Consider the following 21,367-nt stretch of genomic DNA (forward strand, 5'->3'; position numbering starts at 1 on the left):
AGAAGGAACCCCGGGAATCCGATCATGAGCACGCCCCGCGCCATTGCAGCCCCCGCAAGCCCCGCCACCATCAGCCTGCCCATCGAAGGCATGACCTGCGCCAGCTGTGTCGGCCGGGTCGAGGCGGCGCTGTCCAGGGTCGAAGGCGTGGGCAGTGTTTCGGTCAATCTGGCCACCGAGCGCGCGGATATCCGCCCGTCCGGTCCGGTCGATCGGGCCGCGTTGATCCAAGCGGTGGAGCGGGTGGGCTACGACGTGCCCCCCACCACCGTTGAACTGGCCGTGGAAGGCATGACCTGCGCGTCCTGCGTGGGCCGCGTGGAGCGCGCGTTGCTGGCGGTGCCAGGCGTGAGCCAGGCCAGCGTGAACCTGGCCACGGAGCGTGCGACCGTGCGCGGCGTGGCTGATACGGCCGCCTTGGTTGCGGCCATCGACAAGGTCGGCTACGCCGCCCGCCCGATCGAGGCCGGTGTGCAGTCCGATGATGAAGCCGCTGAAAAGAAGAATGCCGAGCGCGCCGAACTGAAGCGCGACCTGATCGTGGCGACCGCGCTGGCGCTGCCGGTGTTCGTGCTGGAGATGGGTTCGCACCTGATTCCCGGCATGCACGAATGGGTGATGGCCACCATCGGCATGCAGGCCAGCTGGTACCTGCAGTTCGTACTGACCCTCCTGGTGCTGGCCATTCCCGGCCGCCGTTTCTACCAGAAGGGGTTCCCGGCCCTGCTGCGGCTGGCGCCGGACATGAACTCGCTGGTGGCGGTGGGCACCGCCGCGGCGTTCGGTTATTCGGTGGTGGCAACCTTTGCACCGCGGCTGTTGCCGCCGGGCACGGTGAACGTCTACTACGAAGCGGCGGCGGTGATCGTCGCGCTGATCCTGCTCGGCCGCTTCCTTGAAGCTCGGGCCAAGGGCCGTACCTCCGAGGCGATCAAGCGTCTGGTCAACCTGCAGGCCAAGGTCGCCCACGTGATCCGTGACGGCCGCACCGTCGATATCCCGGTCAATGAAGTGCAGAGCGGCGACGTGGTGGAAGTGCGGCCAGGCGAGCGTGTGCCGGTCGATGGCGAGGTGGTTGAAGGCCGCAGCTACATCGACGAATCGATGATCAGCGGCGAGCCGATCCCGGTTGAGAAGCAGCCGGGCAGCAACGTGGTGGGCGGTACGGTCAACCAGAAGGGCGCACTGACGGTACGTGCGACAGCGGTGGGCGCGCAGACCATGCTGGCGCAGATCATCCGCATGGTCGAACAGGCGCAGGGCTCGAAGCTGCCGATCCAGGCGGTGGTTGACAAGGTCACGCTGTGGTTCGTGCCGACGGTGATGCTGGCCGCGCTGGCGACCTTCCTGGTCTGGTTGATCTTCGGTCCGTCACCGGCGCTGAGCTTCGCGCTGGTCAATGCGGTGGCGGTGCTGATCATTGCCTGCCCGTGCGCGATGGGGTTGGCGACCCCGACCTCGATCATGGTCGGGACCGGCCGTGGCGCTGAAATGGGCGTGCTGTTCCGCAAGGGCGAGGCGCTGCAGCTGCTGAAGGACGCGCAGGTGGTGGCGGTGGACAAGACCGGTACGCTGACCGAGGGCCGCCCGCGCTTGACCGATCTGGAGATCGCCAGCGGTTTTGATCACGGCACGGTGCTGGCGGCGGTGGCGGCGGTGGAGTCGCGCTCGGAGCATCCGATTGCCCGCGCCATCGTCGATGCAGCCACCGAGCAGGGCATCGCGCTGCCGTCGATGGTCGATTTCGAATCGGTCACCGGCATGGGCGTGCGTGCCAACGTTGATGGTGCGCGGGTGGAGGTCGGTGCCGATCGCTTCATGCGCGACCTGGGCGTGGACATCACTTTGTTTGCGACGCTGGCGGCAGAGCTGGGCACCCAGGGCAAGTCGCCGCTGTATGCCGCCATCGACGGCCGCCTGGCCGCAATCATCGCGGTATCCGATCCGATCAAGCCGAGCACGCCGGCCGCAATCGCGGCACTGCATCAGCTTGGCCTGAAGGTGGCGATGATCACCGGTGACAACGCTGGTACCGCGCAGGCGATCGCGCGCCAGCTCGGCATCGACGAAGTGGTGGCCGAGGTGCTGCCGGAAGGCAAGGTCGAGGCGGTGCGCCGCTTGAAGGCCACGCATGGCCATGTCGCCTTCGTCGGCGACGGCATCAACGATGCGCCGGCACTGGCTGAAGCCGATGTCGGCCTGGCCATCGGGACCGGCACGGATATCGCAGTTGAATCGGCCGATGTGGTGCTGATGTCGGGCAACCTGCAGGGGGTGCCGAATGCCATCGCGCTGTCGAAGGCGACGCTGGGCAACATCCGGCAGAACCTGTTCTGGGCCTTCGCCTACAACACCGCGTTGATTCCGGTGGCCGCCGGCGTGCTGTACCCGGTCTGGGGCGTGCTGCTGTCACCGGTGTTCGCGGCCGGTGCGATGGCCCTGTCCAGCGTGTTCGTGCTGGGCAACGCGCTGCGCCTGCGCCGCTTCCAGCCGCCGATGGCGGATGCCGCCGCCGTCACTCATTGAGGGGGATGCCCATGAACATCGGTGAAGCCGCCAAGGCCTCCAGCGTGTCGGCGAAGATGATCCGCTACTACGAACAGATCGGCCTGATTCCCGCCGCTGATAGAACCGAGTCGGGCTACCGGGCGTATTCGCAGGCGGACATCCACCGTCTGCGCTTCATTCGCCGCGCGCGCGATCTCGGCTTCCAGGTGGCCGAGATCGCTGATCTTCTGGGCCTCTGGAATGACACCTCGCGGCACAGTGCCGACGTGAAGCACCTGGCCGAACAGCACATTGCCGATCTGGAACAGCGCATCGAGCACATGCGGCAGATGGCCGACACGCTGAAATCGCTGATCAGTTGTTGTGCGGGCGACGAGCGGCCGGAGTGCCCGATCCTGCAGCGGCTGGGTGAGGACGATCAGACGCCGGTGCCGGTCGATACCGCGAAGACCGGTGCGGTGCGGCGGCGTACGCACAAGCATTGACTCGATAGCGCATGCATGAAAAAGCCCGCGGGTGCGACAGCACCGGGCGGGCTTCTCTGTGTGAGACGGGGTAGGGGATCAGGCAGTACGCGGCGGGAAGCCTGCGTCGTTCACTGCGGCGAAGACGTCTTCCTGCGATGCGGTGGTCTGCACCTTGACCAGGCCGGTCGGCGGGTCGGCGACCACGCTGGCGTTGGGATCGATCTGCTGGATCGCACGGGTCACGCTGCGCGCGCAGCCGCCGCAGGTCATGCCATCGACATGGAATTCCATTTTTAGCTCCTTCAGTGCTCTTGGGGTGGAGTCAGTGTGCACCTTCCAACGATGGCAGGGTCAAGCGCCGGGCTGAACGACAGGCAAGGCGCCGACAAAAAACGGCAGCCACCTGTACCAGCGCGGCTGCCGTGGAGGAACGTCCCCGCCAGGGCGGGGCGTGGGTTGCACCGGGGCGCGCCCGGGCAACCCGGTGTTGCCTTAGAACTTCCAGGTAGCGCCGAAGTACAGCTGGCGGCCTGCATAGGTATTGGAGATCAGGCGTGCCTTGGTGTCGCTTCCCAGGTGCACGCGCTGCTCGGACTTGGTGGCATTGATCACCGAGGCGGTCAGGGTCCAGTCCGGGGTCAGGTTGTAGGCCACGTTCAGGTCCAGCTGGTCATACGGCTCGGTGTAGACGGTGAGGCCATTGTTGAGCCCACCGACCACCTGGCCGCGACGGTTGAACGAGGCGCGCGCGAGGAACTTCTCGTTCTCGTAGAAGACCGTCACGTTGGCCTGGTTCTTGGCGCTGCCGACCAGCGGCGAGGAGCCGATTTCCTGCCCGTCCAGAACAATGGAAGCCAGGTTGGTGTCGTTGTAGGTGTAGTTGGCCTGCACGCCGAAGCCAAAATCGAAGGTGTACTGGCCATACAGCTCGACGCCCTGCGACACACCATCGCGGCCATTGGCCTGGGTCTCGTAGCGCTGCACGTTCACCGCTTCACCGTTGATGACCATGGGCGTGTCGCGCACCACCGGCAGGGTGAAGTTGTCCACGTTCTTGCGGAACAGGCTGACGCCGGCGACCGCGCCCGGCTGGAAGTACCACTCCACGCCCAGGTCGAACTGGGTGGCCTTGAACGGCTCCAGCTGCTTGTTGCTGCCCTGGCCGACCCAGCCTGCGGTCGATGCGCCACCGGCAACGCGGCGATCATTGACGTACTCCTCGCTGTAGTAGCTCAGTGCGCCCGGTGCTGCGATATCGGTGTAGCCAGGGCGGGCGATCACCTTCGATGCGGCACCACGCAGCACCAGCGTGTCGGTGATGTCCCATGCAATGTTGAAACTCGGCAGCACGTCGGTGTAGGTGCGGTCCACGCCGATCAGGCTGTAGGTCTTGCTCTGCGCCAGGTCATGCGGCAGGCGCACGAAGCCGCTCTCGCAGCTGTAGGTCGGGTAGGCCGCAGCGGCGGGATCGGTGCACGCCATCGGCGCGCCGGACGCGTTGTCCAGGAAGTAGTCGTTGAACTTCTCGATCGAGTCGGAAGACTGCGCGAACTGCTTGGTGCGCACCACACGCACGCCGACATTGCCGCGCAGGCGCTCGGTGCGGAAGTTGGCCTGGAAGTAGCCGGAGTAGATCTTCTCGTTGACGTTGTAGACGAAGTCTTCCTCGGTACGGTTGTGCGAACCACCGTAGGTCTTGTTCAGATAGTCGATGTAAGCCGGGTAGTTGATGCCCGGGAACACGTTGGCATTGAAGCCACCGGCAATGTTGCTGATCGGGTTCGACAGGAAGAAGCCGGGCTGCGCATCGCCGGCAGTCGGATCGCAGCCACTCTGGTAGCGGCTGTTGTCATAGTCGGCCGGGTCACGGCCCGGGCACACCCAGTAGGTGTTGCCGGTGTTGCGGTGGACCTTGCCATCACGGTACTTGGCACCGAACTGGATCGAATCCAGCCAGCCGGACTCGAACAGCTTGGTCACGTCGGCCTGGAAGTAGTTCTGCTTGACCTCGGTGCGCTTCCACGACGAATCGGTCGAGCCGGTGTCGACTTCGGCGATGCCGTTCATCAGCTGCTGCTGCAGGTCGGGCGAGAAGGTGGCAGACGGCGTGCCGGTCAGGTCCCATGCGCTGTACTGGTTACCGGACAGGTAGTCGTTGCCGACCTTGCGGCGCGGCTTGGCCGACATGCGGAAGTTCATCGACGGACCACCTTCAGACCAGGTGCGGCCACCGGTGAACGAGGCCTTCCACAGCGGGCTGATGTCCCAGTCGATGGTCAGGTCGGCGGTCTGCGACAGCGCCTTTTCCTTGCTGTAGCCACCGGTCAGCTGCGGTGTCGGCATCGTGCAGTCGTCCGGGCCCCAGCCGCCGGGCTTGAGGCCGGCGGCCTTGGCCTGGTCTTCGCTGCAGTAGTAGGTCTTTCCGGCCAGCTTTTCGAACTGGGCACCGGTGACGGTGTTGCCGCTGGGGTCGAAATCCAGGCCGTTGAGCAGGCGGCCGCCGGCCCAGTTTCCATCGCCGTTGAAGCGGGCCATGCTCCATTCCGGAATCTTCAGCATGTTCTGGGTGTAGTCACCCTGCAGCTCGAAGCGGAAGTAGTTGGCGGTCATCGTGACGTTGTCGACCGGCTTGAACTGGAAGGTCAGCTGGCCGCCCTTGCGCTCGCGCTTTTCTTCCTTCACGGCGAAGTTGACCGAGGTCGGCATGAAGAAGTCGCTGTAGTTGCCGCCGGTCTGGTTGTTGAAGCCGGACTTGCCCCACCAGTAGTGGATGCCATCCTGCTGCTGCACGTTGCCATAGGCGTCGCGTGCCTTGCCGGCGCCGTACCACTGGTAGTCCTCGGTGCTGGCTTCCATGGTACGGGTCGTGCGCTTCTGCTGCGTCACGCCGACCAGCACGCCGAAACGCTCATCCTTGCTGTGCCACGAATACAGGGCCGAGGCCTGCGGGTCGATATCGTGGTGGGTATCGGAGGAGGTGCCCTCGAGCGTGACGAAGCCCGAGTTGGACTCCATGTCCAGCGGACGGCGGGTGTGCAGGATGACCGTGCCGCCGATGCCGCCTTCGTCGATGCGTGCTTCTGGCGACTTGAACAGCTCGGCGCTGGACAGCATGTTCGACGGCAGCAGGGTGTAGTTGAACGAACGGGTGGCTTCGTCGTTGGTTTCCGACGTGGCCACGTAGTTGCCATTCAACTGGGTCAGGGTCAGGTCCGAGGCCAGGCCGCGCACGCTGACACTCTTGCCTTCACCGCCGCTGCGGGTGATGACCACGCCGGGCACGCGCTGCAGTGCGTCGGCCACGTTCTTGTCGGGGAACTTGCCGACGTCCTCGGCGGTGATCACTTCGACAACGGCGTTGGCGTCGCGCTTCTGCTCAAGGCTCTTTTCGATGGCGTAGCGGTAGCCGGTGACCTGGACGCTGTCCAGGTTGGTGGCTTCCTGCGAGCCGCTGGTGGTTGCCTGCTGCGCGGCGGCGCCGGCCGGAACGACGGCGGCGGCCAAGGCCAGCGCGACGGCCAGCGACAATGCGTCCTGGCCATGCGTACGTGGTGAATGCTTCATTCCCATCTCTCCCTCTCTCCTGGATTGATCCGGTGACGTGGCACGGACAACTTGAATCGATCTAATTTGAAGTGACATTGTCGCTATCGCCATGCAGTGGCAGTTGCACCGTGCGCGTGGCCTGGTACGTCCTGTTGCCGCTCCCCCAACTCCCGGCCATCGCAATGTCGGCTTGGATCGATCTAAGCGATGGGCGGGCGTTTTTTAGCATGGGTCGCCCGTGGGCGCATGCTGCTCCGCAATATGGTACTGGCGTGGCGAAGGGATGACGGTTTGCTGAAAACAGTGAAATCGTTTTCGTGCGCAGGGGAGGGTGGGTCGGCAGGGCTGCGCCCTGCACCTGCTCGACGCCAAGGCCAAAGCCAAAGCCAGAACGGCTCTGGTTTTCTGTGGGTTGGGCGGGGCGGTGTCGGATTGCGGGGACGCCGTAAACCCGTCCATGGGGGCTTGGCCGCGGCATCCATGCCGCGGACACCCCGCAATCCGACACCGCCCCACCTTCGACAGTTTCCCGGTGACGGTTGGATTGATCCTGGAACGACATGGGGTCGTGGCGTCAGATCCGTTTTCCTTTGGAAAACGGATCTGACGCCCGATTGATTTCGATATCCGACAGAGATTCATCCACGCATGGCGTGGATCCACAGATCGCGGAAATCTGTCGAAGGCGGGGTGGGTCCGGTTGCGGGGGTGTCCGCGGCATGGATGCCGCGGCCAAGCCCCCAGGGACGGGTTTACGGCGTCCCCCGCAACCGGACCCATCCCGCCATCCCACGGATAGTCGGCTTTTGCTGTTGCTTCGGCTTCGGCAGGTGCAGGGCGCAGCCCTGCCGAACACCCGCTCTCATGCTGCGCCGCAGAATGCATTCGGCTGAACCTGCATGCTCTACTTGAATCGATCTAAATTCACGGTCTGGTGGGTCGGGCGTCATTCCAGGGGGAGCTCTCTGCCGGTCACGGCGGGTCTCAGCGGAACGGTGCCGAACGATCCCGGCCGTCTGCCTCCGCGTCATCGACTACAGGAACCCGACATGCGCCCAGTGCCGTCCGCTCCCGCCGTCCCATTGTCCTCCCGCCCGCTGGCGCGCCTGGCCTGTCTGCTGGCGCTTTCGACCATGCCGATGCTGCTGCAGGCCGCACCGGCGGCGCTGGAGCGCGAGGTCAACACCTTCATCGGCAGCAAGGACGACGGCAATACCTTCCCCGGCGCATCGGCACCGTTCGGCCTGATCCAGGTCAGCCCGATCGGCAGCCACTATTCGGGCTGGCGCTACGACGACGAGAAGATCCGCGGTTTCGGTCACTCCTTCATCTCCGGCGCCGGTTGCTGGGAGCAGGGCGGGCAGGTGTCGATCCTGCCGGTCACCGGCAGCATCGGTCCGGGCGGCGATTTCGATACTGCTGACGCCAAGAACTTCAACCACAAGACCTATGCCGCTTCGTACACGCATGACGGCGAGATCGGCCAGGCCGGCTATTACAAGGTGCGCCTGACCAGCTACGGCGGCATCGACGCCGAGGCCACCGCGCGTACACGTGCCGCGGCCGAGCGCTATACCTTCAGCCAGCGCCAGGGCGAGGGCCACGTGCTGGTCAATGTCGGCCAGGCCAATGAGCGCCATTCGGTGATCGGCAGCGTGGTCGATGTGGTCGGCGACCGCGTGGTCGAGGGCAAGCTGGTGACCAAGAGTTTCTGCGGCGGCCATCAGTACACCACCTGGTTCCGCATCGAGTTCGACCGCCCGTTCAAGGCGCATGGCACCTGGGGCGAGGGCGGCGGCCTGCCGGGCGCGCGCCACAGCATGGAAGGCGAACAGAAGCCGAACGGTGCCTGGCTCAGCTTCGACCTGGCCAAGGGCCAGTCGGTAACGGCGGTCAGCGCGATCTCACATGTGGATGCCGAAGGCGCGCGCATCAATCTGCGCGCGGAGGGCATGCAGGGCGGGGCGCTGCTCGGTTTCGACCGGATGCGCGCGCTGTCCCAGCAGTCGTGGCGCGAGCAGCTGGGCCGGGTGCGCGTGCAGGGCGGCACCGCCGATGACCGCGCTGTGTTCTACAGCGCGGTCTACCACGCGCTGCTGCAGCCGATGACCGGCAACGACGCCGACGGCCGCTACCGCGGCTATGACGATGGCATCCACCGTGCCGATGGCTGGACCTACTACGAGTACTTCTCGCTGTGGGATACCTACCGCGCGCAGAACCAGTGGCTGGCACTGACCCGCCCGGACGTGGCGCGCGACATCGGCCGTACCCTGCTGGCGATCGACGAGCAGGGCGGCTGGCTGCCGCGCTGGGGCTATGCCAACTTCGAGACCAACATCATGACCGGCGATCCGGTCACCCCGTTCATGGTCGACCTGTGGCGCTTCGGTGCGCTCAAGGGCCGTGAATCGCAGGCCTGGGATGCGCTGCGCCGCAATGCCTTCGGCACGCCGCCGCTGAACTCGCGCATGGCTGGCCGCTCCGGCAACCCGACGTACCTGGACAAGGGCTACGTGGTCTACGACCGCGCGTTCCCGTCCAAGGGCATGGACGTCGATCCGCACCACGGCGGTTCGGCTACCTTGGAATACGCAGTGGCCGACTGTGCGCTTTCGCAGATGGCCGATGGCCTCGGCCATGCGCAGGACGCGGCGACGCTGCGTGAGCGCGGCCGCAACTGGCGCAAGGTGTGGGACCCGCAGGTGCGCGACGCCGAGACCGGCTTCACCGGTTTCCCGCGCCCGCGCACCGAGGATGGCCAGTGGTGCACCCCGGCCGATGGCCACTACAGCCCGCGTTCGCACCACGGTTTCCATGAAGGCACGGCGTGGCAGTACCAGTGGCTGGCGCAGCAGGACGTGCCGGGGCTGATCGAAGCGATGCAGGGCCGCGAACAGGCCGGCCGCCGCCTCGATGCCTTCTTCGCGATGGACGCGCTGCAGGCGGACCCGCTCAACGCCGCCCGCAAGGAGTGGGTGGTCGGACCGTACAGCTACTACAACCAGTTCCGCTACAACCCCAACAACGAGCCGGACCTGCACTCGCCGTGGCTGTACACGCTGATCGGCCAGCCGTGGAAGACCGCGGCCGTGGTGCGCGCCGCGCAGCAGTTGTTCACCAATGCGCCCAACGGCGTGACCGGCAACGATGACCTCGGCACGATGTCGGCCTGGTACCTGTTCAGCGCCATCGGCGTGTACCCGGCGGTGCCGGGCAGCGGCCAGTTCCTGCTGCACACCCCGCGCTTCAGCAAGGTGGAACTGGACATGGGCAATGGCCGGACGCTGCGCATCGACGCGCCGGGTGCCGATGGTCGCCGCCTGCAGTACGTTCAGGGCGTGCAGGTCGATGGCCAGGCGCATGCGCCGGTCTGGCTGGACTGGAACCAGCTGCAGCAGGGCCCGCGCCTGCAGTTCGCGCTTGACGCGAAGGCGCCGGAGCAGGGCTGGGGTACGGCGGTGAAGGACCTGCCGGTGTCCTGGTGCGCGGCACCGGGCAGCCAGCTGCGCTGAGCCGGACTGTGCCGTTCGCGGTGACCCAGCGAACGGCACGGCACGACACGGCCCTGATCCATTAGGCTTGAGCCTCCAGCGGAGTCCGGGAAGACGATGAACGACAACGGCAGCAGTCCCAGCAAGCGCGCCGGCAAGGCAGTGACGGTGACCGACATTGCGCGTGCCATCGGCGTGTCACGCGCGACCGTGTCGCTGGTGTTGCGCGGCAGCCCGCTGGTCAACGTCGATACCCGTGCCAAGGTCGAGGCCGAGCTGCGCCGGCAGCGCTATGTCTACAACCGCGCTGCCGCCAACCTGCGCCGACGTACCTCGTCGAGCATCGCGCTGGTGATCAACGATCTTTCCAACCCGTTCTTCGCCGAATTCGCGTCCGGCGTGGACGAGGCGCTGGGCGGACGCGGCTACGTGACCCTGCTCGGCAGTACTGGCGAATCGCCGGAGCGCCAGCAGGCGGTGCTGTCCACGTTGATGGAGCACACCCCGGCCGGCCTGATCCTGTCGCCGGCCGAGGGCAGCGATACCGTGCAGTTGCGACAGGCACTGGGTGCCAATGCCAACGTGCTGCTGTTCAACCGCGAACTGGAAGGGGCCGACTGGGACTTCCTGACCCTGGACAACCAGCACGGCGCCTATCTGGCCACGCGCCACCTGATCGAGCGCGGCCATCGCCAGATCGCCTTCTTCGGCGGCCACGCTGCATCGAGCTCGTGCCACCAGCGCCGTGCCGGTTTCCAGCAGGCGCTGGCCGAGGCCGGTCTGTCGCTGCCGCCGGGCTGGATGATCGAGTCGGCGCCGAACCGGCTGGAAGCCGCTGCGCGCACCGATGAGCTGTTTGCCGATGGCCATCGGCCGAGTGCGGCGGTCTGCTACAACGACACCGTCGCGCTGGGCCTGATGCTGGGCTTGAATTCACGGGGCATCCGTCCGGGAGGTGACTTTGCCGTTACCGGCTTCGACGATATTTCCGAGGCCGCGGTGGCGGTGCCGCCGTTGACCACGCTCACCGCCGATCCGCGCGAGCGGGGCCGGCAAGCTGCGGCGCTGCTGCTGCAACGACTGGACGAACCGGACGCGCCGCCACGGCGCACGGTCGCGCCGGTGCAGTTGCGCATCCGCGAAAGCAGTGCCGCACGACCGAACTGACTTCTTCCGTACACCCCTTCCACGCAACAACGACCTTCCGCGCATCGAGGCGCGTACCGCATGCCGATCTCCGCAACGCCCCGTCCAACGGGATCTTCGGGCAACGCACCTGCCGTCACCAACGGCAAGGCGCTGGCCGTGGTCACCACGATCTTCTTCATGTGGGGCTTCCTGACCTGCCTCAATGACATCCTGATCCCGCACCTGAAGGCGGTGTTCGAGCTGAACTACGCCAAGGCGATGCTGGTGCAGTTCACGTTCTTCGGTACCTATTTCCTGATGTCGCTGCCGGCAGGTCGGCTGGTGGCGGCGCTGGGCTACAAGAAGGGCATCGTGGCCGGCCTGGTGATCGCCGGTATCGGCGCACTGGGCTTCTGGCCGGCGGCCGAGCTGCGCGTGTATGGCGCCTTCCTCGGTGCGTTGTTCGTTCTGGCCACCGGCATCACCGTGCTGCAGGTTGCTGCGAACCCCTACGTCGCGCTGCTGGGCCCGGAGCAGACCAGCTCCAGTCGCCTGACCTTGGCGCAGGCACTGAACTCGCTGGGCACGGCCATCGCCCCGATCTTCGGCGGCATGCTGATCCTGTCCAACACGGTGAAGAGTGCCGATGACATCGCGGCACTGCCGGCCGCCGAACAGCTGGCCTACCGTGCCGCCGAGGCGCAGGCCGTGCAGGGCCCGTACGTGGGGCTGGCCGTCGGGCTGGTGCTGCTGGCGCTGTTCGTATACCTGTTCCGCCTGCCGGCACTGAGCGATGCCACCGAGCAGGCCGACCAGGGCCACCACCACAGCTACCTGGATGCGCTGCGCAAGCGCCACCTGCTGCTGGGTGTGCTGGGCATCTTCTTCTACGTCGGTGCCGAAGTTTCGATCGGCAGCTTCCTGGTCAACTACCTGTCGATGCCCAACATCGGCGGCTTCAGCGAGCAGGAAGCCACGCATTACGTGTCGGCCTACTGGACGATGGCGATGATCGGCCGCTTCGCCGGCTCGGCGCTGCTGGCGCGCTTCTCGCCCAGCCGCCTGCTGGCGATCTTCGCGCTGGTCAACGTGGGGCTGCTGGTCACGACCATGCTGACCTCCGGCAACATCGCGCTGTACTCGGTGGTGGTGATCGGCCTGTTCAACTCGATCATGTTCCCGACCATCTTCGCGCTGAGCATCGAGCGCCTGGGCCCGCTGACCAACAAGGGTTCCAGCCTGCTGATCATGGCCATCGTCGGCGGTGCGGTGGTGCCGTACCTGCAGGGCGTGCTGGCCGACCACATCGGTGTGCAAGCCAGCTTCATCCTGCCGCTGCTGTGCTACGGCTACATCATTTTCTACGGACTGGTCGGCGCACGCACGCCGGCTTCCGCAACGCAGGGAGGCTGAGTCCGGAATGGGTTCCATCGTTTGCTTCGGCGAAATTTTGATCGATCTACTAGCGCAGCCGCCGGCCTCGGCCGATACGCCGCGGGCGTTCCTGCAGTACGCCGGCGGGGCGCCGGCCAACGTTGCCGTGGCCGCTGCGCGGCTGGGCGCGAAGACCCAGTTCGTCGGCATGCTCGGCCGTGACATGTTCGGTGACTTCCTGGCCGACAGCCTGGTCGAGCACGGCGTGGGCACGGATTACATCGTGCGTACCGATGCGGCGAAGACCGCGCTGGCCTTCGTCGCCCTCGACGCCAGTGGCGAGCGCAGCTTCAGCTTCTACCGCCCGCCGGCGGCAGACCTGCTGTTCCGTGACAGCGATTTCCAGGCCGCCTGCCTCGATAGCGCGCAGTGCTTCCACGTCTGCTCCAACAGCCTGACCGAGCCGGCCATCGCCGGGGCGACCTTCGCAGGCATGGACCGTGCACGTGCGGCCGGCGCGGTGGTCAGCCTCGATCTGAACCTGCGTCCCGCGCTGTGGCCGGCGAACGAGGACCCGACGCCGCGCCTGTGGCAGGCGCTGGAACGCGCCGACCTGGTGAAGCTGTCGCGCGAGGAGCTGGACTACCTGGCCGCGCCGCTGGGCGCCGATGGTGAGGCAATGGTGCTGAGGCGCCTGCTGGCCGCGCAGGCGCGCTGGGTGATCGTCACCGACGGTGCGGCCACGCTGCACTGGTACACGCGCGACAACCACGGCACGGTCACCAGCTTCCGCGTGGCCACCGTCGACACCACGGCGGCTGGCGATGCTTTCGTCGGTGGCGTGCTGGTTGGGCTGCTGGAGCGCGGCGGCGCCGGTACCGGTTTTGCCGCCTTCTGCCAGGACCCGGAGGCGATCACCGCCACGCTGCGCTTCGGCGCCGCGGTCGGCGCGCTGGCTGTTACCCGCAAGGGCGCGTTCGCCGCGATGCCCTCGCTCGATGAAGTGCAGCAGCTGCTGCAGGCCCAGGACATTACCGCATGAGCACCTCCCCCGACTTCCGTTCACCCGCGTTCCTGCGCGCGCACATCGCCGATACGATGGCGTTCTACCATCCGCGCTGCATCGATCCGAACGGTGGCTTCTTCCACTACTTCCGTGACGACGGCAGCATCTACGACGCCAACCATCGCCATCTGGTGAGCAGCACGCGTTTCGTCTTCAACTACGCGATGGCCTACCGCAAATTCGGCAACGCCGAGTACCGTGAGGCGGTCGAGCACGGCGTGCGCTACCTGCGCGAGGTGCACCGCAACCCGGCCACCGGCGGTTACGCCTGGACCCTGCGCGACGGCAAGGTCGAGGACGACATGAACCACTGCTACGGCGTGGCGTTCGTGCTGTTGGCCTACAGCTGCGCACTGAAGGCCGGTCTCGAACAGGCCCGCGCATGGATGGACGAGACCTGGCAGCTGCTGGAAGCGCGCTTCTGGGAGCCCCAGCACGGCCTCTACAAGGACGAAGCCGATGGGCAGTGGAACTTCACCGGCTACCGTGGCCAGAACGCCAACATGCACATGTGCGAGGCGATGCTGGCGGCGTTCGAGGCCAGTGGTGAGCAGCGCTATGTCCAGCGTGCGCTGCAGCTGGCCGACAACATGACCCGCCGCCAGGCGGCCAAGGCCGGCGGGCTGGTCTGGGAGCACTACGATGAGAACTGGGAGATCGACTGGGACTACAACCTGGACGACCCCAAGCACCTGTTCCGCCCGTGGGGCTTCCAGCCCGGCCATCAGACCGAGTGGGCCAAACTGTTGCTGATCCTCGATCGCAACGTGCAGGCCGACTGGCTGGTGCCGACCGCGCAGCATCTGTTCGACGTGGCCGTGGCGCGCAGCTGGGACGACGCCCGGGGCGGCCTGTACTACGGCTTCGCACCGGAATCGCGCCGGCAGCCAGGCATGGACGGTGCGCCGATCGGTGGCGACAGCTTCGTCTGCGACGACGACAAGTATTTCTGGGTGCAGGCCGAAACGCTGGCCACCGCCGCACTGATGGCCAAGCGCACCGGCGATGACCGCTACTGGCAGTGGTATGAACGCATCTGGGCCTACTCGTGGGAGCACTTCGTCGACCACCAGTACGGTGCATGGTTCCGCATTCTCGATGCCGACAACCGCAAGTACAGCGACGAGAAGAGTCCGGCCGGCAAGGTGGATTACCACACCATGGGCGCGTGCTACGAAGTGTTGAACGTGGTGCGCTGAAGATCGTTTGAATGCAGTAATGCCAGGCCATGCCTGGCAATCCGGAATCGGTAGCGCCGGGCCACGCCCGGCGGAAGAACAGGAGCTCCGCGTGCATCGTCTTTCCCTGGTTGTCCGTCTGCTCCTGCTGCTGATCGCAGTCTCCGCCTTCCCGGCAACTTCAGCCCCGCTGCAGGCGCGATGGGAATTCCGCATGCTGCCCGGTGATGCGCAGGGTGCAGCCCACCCGGGCCTGCAGCAGTGGCGTGCGGCGAAGGTGCCGGGCAGCGTGCACACCGACCTGCTCGCCCACGGGCTGATCCGCGATCCGTACGTCGGTGCGCCTGAGGCCGAGCTGCAATGGATCGGCCTGGCTGCCTGGGAGTACCGCGCCCGCTTCGACGTGGATGCGGCGACATTGGCCAAGCCCAATGCCGAGCTGCGCTTCGATGGGCTCGATACCTATGCCGAAGTCAGCCTCAACGGCAGGCCGCTGCTGCGCGCGGACAATGCGCACCGCACCTGGCGTGCGCGCGTGGAAGGGCGCCTGCGCGCGAGCGGCAATGAACTGCAGATCGTGTTCCGCTCACCGATCCGCACGCTGTTGCCGGGTGTGCAGGCGATGCCGCACAAGATCGCCGGCAACTATCCTTCGCCCTATGGCGATGAGCCCAAGGACGCGATGGTCGGCAACTTCGCGCGCAAGCCGGCCTATCACTTTGGCTGGGACTGGGGCCCGCGCTATGTCACCGCCGGCGTGTGGCGCTGGGTCGACCTGCAGGCCTGGGATGCGCACCGCCTGACCGATCTTGCCGTGCGTACCGATGCATTGAGCGCGGAGCAGGCGAAGCTGGCCGTGCTGCTGGAGATAGAGCAGGGCGCGGCGGCCGGTTCTGCGGTGGTCCATGTCGATGTGCGCGATCCGCAGGGTCGCATCGTGGCCCAGGTGCAGCGCAGGGTGCTGCTGAAGCCCGGCCAGAACGCCGTCGAAGTGCCGGTCGAACTGGTCAAGCCGCAGCGCTGGTGGCCGGTCGGCCACGGTGCACAGGACCGCTACACCGTGCAGGCCCGCCTGGACGGTGGCGCCGATGCAGCGCTGGTGCGCGAGCAGCGCATCGGCCTGCGCACGGTTGAACTGCGCCGCGAGCAAGACGGCAAGGGCGGGCAGGGCTTCGCTTTCGTCATCAACGGCGTAGAGATCTTCGCAAAGGGCGCCAACGTCATTCCGTTCGATGCCTTCCCCGCACGGGTCGACGCCGCGCGCCTGCGCCAGGTGCTGACCGCCGCACGCGACGCCAACATGAACATGCTGCGCAACTGGGGTGGCGGCTACTATGAGGACGATGCGTTCTTCGACATCGCCGACGAGCTGGGCCTGCTGGTCTGGCAGGACTTCATGTTCGGCGGCGGCATGCAGCCGGGCTACGATCCGGCGTTTCGTGCCAACGTGGTGGCCGAAGCACGCGACAACGTGCGCCGTCTGCGCCATCACCCCAGCATCGTGCTGTGGTGTGGCAACAACGAGGAAGAAACCGCCTGGAAGGACTGGGGCCACGGCCGCGACCTGAAGGCGGCCAACCCGGCATTTGCGGCGAAGGTCTGGCAGGGCTACGTCGACCTGTTCGGCAACGATCTGCGCCAGGTAGTGGGCGAGGAGGGGCTGGGCGTGCCGTACTGGTCCAGCTCACCGAGCAACGACCTTGACGAGAAGGCCAACGATTCAACGCGTGGCGACAAGCACTACTGGCAGGTCTGGGGCAATCCGGCGCTGCCGGTGCAGGCTTACCTGCGCGAGACGCCGCGCTTCATGTCCGAGTACGGCCTGCAGGCATGGCCGTCGGTGGCCACCGTGGACCAGATCGCCACCCGCGCCGAGCAGCGCATCGACAGCCCGGTGATCCGCGCGCACCAGAAATTCATGGCCGGCGAGGGCAACAGCCGCCTGCTGCACTACATCGAACTGGGCTACGGCACGCCGAAGGACTTCGAGGACTTCGTCTACCTCAGTCAGGTGATGCAGGCCGATGGCATCGCGCTGGCCGCGTTGCACCATCGCGCCTCGCGGCCGTACACGATGGGCTCGCTGTACTGGCAGCTCAACGACGTCTGGCCGGGTGCTTCATGGTCCAGCGTGGACTACTTCGGTCGCTGGAAGGCGCTGCACTACGCCGCGCGGCGCTTCTTCGCGCCGGTCACGCTGGCGGCATTGCGTGATGAGGGCAGTACGCGGGTGCGCCTGATCAATGATGGCGCTGCCGCAGATGCACGTTGGCGGTTACGGGTGATGGATGTGGATGGCAAGGTGCTGCGTCGTCGCGAGGACGCGGTGGCGTTGACGGCGGCGGGCGTCACCTCGATCGGTGATTTCCGCGATGCCGAGCTGCTGGCCGGTGCCGATCCGAAGCGCACGGTGGCCGTGTTCGAGCTGCTGCAGAACGGGGCGGTCAGTGCCCGCCAGATCGTCGGATTCGTCGAAGCAAAAGATCAGGTGTTGCCGCGGCAGAAGCTGAAGGCCACCCTGTCCATCGAAGGCGACCACTATCGACTGCGGCTGGACAGCGCAGCTTACGTGCGCGCGACGTGGATCGATTTCGGTGCGCTGGATGTGCAGGTCGAAGACAACCTGCTGGATCTGCTGCCGGGCGAGACCCGGGACATTGCGGTGCGCGGCCCGGTGGACCTGACGACCCTGCGCGAAGCAATGAAGCTGAAGACCCTCAACGATCGTTGAGGGCGGCACATCCTGTTTTGGTAGGTGCCAACCTTCGTTGGCACACCCCGAACATGCCAACCAAGGTTGGCATCTACCAGACGCGGAGACGGGCAGGTGCGGACCGGTGGCCCGCACACCTTGATCGTTGAGGGCGGCACATCCTGTTTTGGTAGGTGCCAACCTTGGTTGGCACACACCGAACATGCCACCCAAGGCTGGCATCTACCAGACACGGAGCCGGGCAGGTGCGGACCGTCGGTCCGCACACCTCGATCGTTGAGGGCGGCACATCCTGTTTTGGTAGGTGCCAACCTTGGTTGGCACACACCGAACATGCCAACCAAGGTTGGCATCTACCAGAAGCGGAGACGTGCAGGTGCGGACCGTTGGTCCGCACACCTCGATCGTTGAGGGCGGAACATCCTGTTTTGGTAGGTGCCAACCTTGGTTGGCACACCCTGAACATGCCAACCAAGGCTGGCATCCACCAGACGCGGAGCGGGGCAGGTGCGGACCGTTGGTCCGCACACCTCGATCGTTGAGGGCGGCACATCCTGTTTTGGTAGGTGCCAACCTTGGTTGGCACACCCCGAACATGCCAACCAAGGTTGGCATCTACCAGGAGCGGAGCCGGGTAGGTGCGGACCGTTGGTCCGCACACCTCGATCGTTGAGGGCGGCACATCCTGTTTTGGTAGGTGCCAACCTTGGTTGGCACACACCGAACATGCCAACCAAGGTTGGCATCTACCAGAAGCGGAGACGGGCAGGTGCGGACCGTTGGTCCGCACACATCTCTTCTTTACAGCTGGATCTGCTGGAAGTTCTCGACCCGCTCGTGGCCGTTGGCGGCCTGGCCGATGCGCGGCATCGGGTAATCATCCAGGCGATCGATCAGGCGGGTCTGCAGGCCGGCTTCGCGGGCGGCGTCCAATTCCTCCACCACATCGGACAGGAACAGGATCTCGCCGGCCGGCACGCCGATCGCCTGCACGATGCGGCGGTAGCTGTCGGCCTCGCGCTTGCCGCCGACTTCGGTATCGAACCAGCCCGACACCAGCGGGCTGAGGTCGCCGGCGTCGCTGAAACCGAAGAACAGCTTCTGCGCCGGCACCGAACCGGAGGAGTACACGTACAGCGGCAGGCCGGAAGCGTGCCAGCCCTTCAGCACCGGCGCCACTTCCGGGTAGAAGTGCGCGGTGTAGTCGCCACGGCGGTAGCCTTCGTCCCAGATCAGCCCCTGCAGCGCCTTCAGTGCGGTGTGCTTGCGGTCCTGGTCGATCCAGCCCTGCAGCGTCTCGGCCACCAGATTGTCCTGGCAGGCACCGCCGATCTCGGTAGCCACCGCGTCCAGCCAGCGGCGGACTTCAGGCTGCTGGCCATGTTCGGCGACGAACGCCGGCAAGGCCTTGCGGGCATAGGGGAACAGCACGTTCTTGACGAACGAGATGCTGCTGGTAGTGCCTTCGATGTCGGTCAGGATGACGCGGGGCTGCATGGATCAGGATGCCTGGGTGGGTACGTAACGGGGGAACTTCTGCGCGATGTCGGTGCCGGTGAAGTGGCCGACCCAGCCATCCGGCTCGGTGAAGAAGCGGATCGCCACGAAGCTGGGTTCCTCGCCCATGTCGAACCAGTGGGTGGTGCCATCGGGCACGGCGATCAGGTCGTCCTTCACGCACTCGATCTCATAGACCTTGTCACCCACGTGCAGGGTGAACAGGCCGGAGCCGGCGACGAAAAAGCGCACCTCGTCTTCCTTGTGGAAGTGCTCGTCGAGGAACTTTTTCCGAAGCTCGGCGCGGTTCGGGTTGTCCGGGGCGATCGAGGCCACGTCCACGCTCTTGAAACCGCGCTCGGCCACCAGGCGGTCGATGTCGGCGCGGTACGCGGCGAACACTTCCTCCTGGCTGGCGCCCGGTGCGACCGGCGCGGTGGCCTGCCAGCGCTCGAAGGTGACGCCGATCTTCTGCAGCTCGGCAGCGATGACCGCGCCGTCCTGGGTGTCCAGCAGCGGCGATTCGGGGCGGATGTCGTCGTAGATGCGCAGTCGGCTCATGGCGGCAGCTTGAACGTCTCGGGGGGAGGACAGGGTAGCAGGGTGGGCGCAGGATGCAGATTCCGGATCGGCATCTGCACCTGTGCGCCGGTTCAGCCGCGCAGCCTGCGCAGTTCCAGCTCGCAGTGGAACAGGAATTCGAAGGCTTCCAGGTGACGGCGCGCCTCGGCCATGTCGCGGCCCCAGGCGTACAGGCCGTGGCCGTCGATCAGGTAGCCCCACAGGTTCTGCCGGTCGAGCAGGTCATCGACCTGCTTCGAAAGCACGTTCATGTCCTGGGTGTTGGCGAACACCGGTACGTCGATGGCCATCTCATGGGTGCTGTTGCCGACGAAGGCCTTCAGCAGTTCGTAGCCTTCCAGGTGCACATGACCCTGCGGCGCGTACAGGCGCGAGGCAATGGTCTGCACCGGCGAATGGGTGTGCAGCACGCAGCCGATCTCCGGGAAGCGGCGGTACAGCTGGGTGTGCAGCAGGGTTTCGGCGGAGGGGCGCAGCGGGCGGCCGACGGCCTTGCCATCGAAGTCCACCACCATGATGTCGTCCTCGATCAGGCGGCCCTTGTCCTTGCCCGAGACGGTGATCGCGGCGTGGCGGTCGTCAAGGCGGTGGGAGAAGTTGCTGCTGGTGGCCGGGGTCCAGCCGGCCTGGGCCAGTTCGCGGACGTTGTCGATCAGCAGCTGGGCCAGTTCGCCCAGGCGGGCGGTGTCGTAGGGGAAGGTGGTGGTGTCCATGGACGGCATTTTACGTGATCCGGCCCGATGCTGGGCCCGCGCGGCGACCGCCTGCCTGCTGCGTGGGCAACGCGAAGCGGTGTGCTGGCAGGCGGCGCGCAAGGGTTGGATCGAGGCAAGCACAGCGCTGGCTGAATGGGGAGGGCAGCGCTCCCGCTGGAAGCGATTCCGGTCGTGGACAGCCCTCTTGCCGCGAAACATCATCGGATTGCCGCAGAAATTCCGGCGAGCGCCAAGGAAAGGAGTACTTCGATGATCGCGCGCGCGATGGGGATGATGGGGGCGATTGGCATCATGCTTGCCAGCAGTGGCTGCACGATGGAATGGGTGAAGATGGATGCGGGTGCGCGGTCATTCGGCCCCGCCCATTCGAGTTGCAGGGCGCAGGCCGACGATCATTGGCCGGTCAGGAATGAAGTGGCCACGCGCACTGTCTACGAAGACCGCAAGGTGCCCTGCAGGCTTGATGAAGTCTGCGCCATTGACGGCAAGTACAACATGGTGCCGATGCCGAAAGAGGAGAGTTACATCGTGGACGTCAACGCGTCCGACCGCAGCAGCGAGTTCAATGCCTGCATGGCCGGTGCCGGCTGGCAGCAGCAGCTCATCTGGTTCAATCGCCGCTAGGCGGAGCCGGCGCGGCGGACGACAGCGGCTCGACCGGTTGCTGCTCAACGGACTCGAGGCAACAGTGGCCAGCGGAGAATGCCGTGGTCGTGCGAATCGTTCAGGCGTAGAGGCTTGAGACGTGCAGCGAGCAGGACAAGAACACGTACGACGTGAATGGAAAGCACGAGCGCGTGCAGCGACCGGAAATCGAGAAGGATGATGGAGATGGCTACGTGTATGCGACTGGCCGTGGCTGCGGGGCTTGCGCCGTTGACCGGCGGTTGTGCGACCGAATGGGCCCGCTTCAGTGATCATGCTGATCCGCTGGATGAGTCGCGGTGGTGCTGCAGGGCAGAGGCCAACGAGAAGTGGCCGGAGAAGATGGACGTTGTCGAGCGCACCGAAGAGATTGAGGTGCTGACGCCTGCAAGGAAGGCGAGACATGCGACGTGGATGGCAAATACAAGACGATGCTGATGCCAAAGACCGAGC

The 21,367-nt window shown here is 65.9% G+C and carries 14 protein-coding genes; 9 read left to right on the plus strand and 5 right to left on the minus strand.

What is annotated here, in order from left to right:
- The first annotated feature begins 24 nt into the window (after window positions 1-24).
- Together AC5P60_RS13265 and cueR are read left to right on the plus strand one after the other, a co-directional pair.
- Window positions 25-2,526, plus strand: a complete 2,502-nt coding sequence (locus AC5P60_RS13265) for a heavy metal translocating P-type ATPase (protein WP_483692746.1) — start codon at window positions 25-27, stop codon at window positions 2,524-2,526.
- A gap of 11 nt (window positions 2,527-2,537) precedes the next feature.
- A complete protein-coding gene (gene cueR, locus AC5P60_RS13270) occupies window positions 2,538-2,993 on the plus strand; it encodes a Cu(I)-responsive transcriptional regulator (RefSeq protein WP_049433126.1) in 456 nt (151 codons plus the stop codon).
- Between the two features lie 78 nt (window positions 2,994-3,071).
- On the opposite strand, the gene AC5P60_RS13275 is transcribed toward cueR, so the two are convergent.
- Together AC5P60_RS13275 and AC5P60_RS13280 are read right to left on the minus strand one after the other, a co-directional pair.
- A complete protein-coding gene (locus AC5P60_RS13275; RefSeq protein WP_005409441.1) occupies window positions 3,072-3,266 on the minus strand; it encodes a heavy-metal-associated domain-containing protein in 195 nt (64 codons plus the stop codon).
- 201 nt (window positions 3,267-3,467) lie between these two features.
- A complete protein-coding gene (locus tag AC5P60_RS13280; RefSeq protein ID WP_353949587.1) occupies window positions 3,468-6,545 on the minus strand; it encodes a TonB-dependent receptor in 3,078 nt (1,025 codons plus the stop codon).
- 1,025 nt (window positions 6,546-7,570) lie between these two features.
- Here AC5P60_RS13280 and AC5P60_RS13285 point away from each other — a divergent pair.
- The 6 genes from AC5P60_RS13285 to AC5P60_RS13310 all read left to right on the plus strand — a co-directional run bounded on the left by AC5P60_RS13285 (window position 7,571) and on the right by AC5P60_RS13310 (window position 17,492).
- Window positions 7,571-10,036: a GH92 family glycosyl hydrolase gene (locus AC5P60_RS13285; protein ID WP_495201756.1), complete on the plus strand. Its 2,466-nt coding sequence runs from the start codon at window positions 7,571-7,573 to the stop codon at window positions 10,034-10,036.
- Window positions 10,037-10,132: 96 nt separating this feature from the next.
- The gene (locus tag AC5P60_RS13290; protein WP_005413180.1) at window positions 10,133-11,182 is read left to right on the plus strand and encodes a LacI family DNA-binding transcriptional regulator; all 1,050 of its coding nucleotides are present in this window, start codon (window positions 10,133-10,135) and stop codon (window positions 11,180-11,182) included.
- 60 nt (window positions 11,183-11,242) lie between these two features.
- Window positions 11,243-12,556 (plus strand): L-fucose:H+ symporter permease, encoded by a 1,314-nt coding sequence (fucP, locus tag AC5P60_RS13295; RefSeq protein WP_111172539.1) that lies wholly within the window; start codon window positions 11,243-11,245, stop codon window positions 12,554-12,556.
- 7 nt (window positions 12,557-12,563) lie between these two features.
- Window positions 12,564-13,559, plus strand: a complete 996-nt coding sequence (locus AC5P60_RS13300; protein WP_049404350.1) for a carbohydrate kinase family protein — start codon at window positions 12,564-12,566, stop codon at window positions 13,557-13,559.
- Window positions 13,556-14,782, plus strand: a complete 1,227-nt coding sequence (locus AC5P60_RS13305) for an AGE family epimerase/isomerase (protein WP_483692744.1) — start codon at window positions 13,556-13,558, stop codon at window positions 14,780-14,782. The genes AC5P60_RS13300 and AC5P60_RS13305 overlap by 4 nt, the downstream gene beginning before the upstream one ends.
- A 91-nt stretch (window positions 14,783-14,873) precedes the next feature.
- Window positions 14,874-17,492 carry a beta-mannosidase gene (locus AC5P60_RS13310; protein WP_483692743.1) on the plus strand — a complete coding sequence of 873 codons (2,619 nt, stop codon included), beginning with the start codon at window positions 14,874-14,876 and terminating at the stop codon, window positions 17,490-17,492.
- Between the two features lie 783 nt (window positions 17,493-18,275).
- Here AC5P60_RS13310 and mtnC read toward each other — a convergent pair.
- From mtnC to AC5P60_RS13325, 3 genes are all read right to left on the minus strand, one after another.
- Window positions 18,276-18,971, minus strand: a complete 696-nt coding sequence (mtnC, locus tag AC5P60_RS13315) for an acireductone synthase (RefSeq protein WP_414498157.1) — start codon at window positions 18,969-18,971, stop codon at window positions 18,276-18,278.
- A gap of 3 nt (window positions 18,972-18,974) precedes the next feature.
- A complete protein-coding gene (locus tag AC5P60_RS13320) occupies window positions 18,975-19,532 on the minus strand; it encodes a 1,2-dihydroxy-3-keto-5-methylthiopentene dioxygenase (RefSeq protein ID WP_049402829.1) in 558 nt (185 codons plus the stop codon).
- 92 nt (window positions 19,533-19,624) lie between these two features.
- Window positions 19,625-20,266, minus strand: a complete 642-nt coding sequence (locus tag AC5P60_RS13325) for a methylthioribulose 1-phosphate dehydratase (RefSeq protein ID WP_414498156.1) — start codon at window positions 20,264-20,266, stop codon at window positions 19,625-19,627.
- Window positions 20,267-20,440: 174 nt separating this feature from the next.
- Here AC5P60_RS13325 and AC5P60_RS13330 point away from each other — a divergent pair, with 174 nt between their 5' ends.
- Window positions 20,441-20,893 (plus strand): hypothetical protein, encoded by a 453-nt coding sequence (locus tag AC5P60_RS13330; protein ID WP_239667835.1) that lies wholly within the window; start codon window positions 20,441-20,443, stop codon window positions 20,891-20,893.
- Window positions 20,894-21,367 lie beyond the last annotated feature (474 nt).

It is taken from the genome of Stenotrophomonas sp. YJH_SMC_120, from assembly GCF_059368675.1.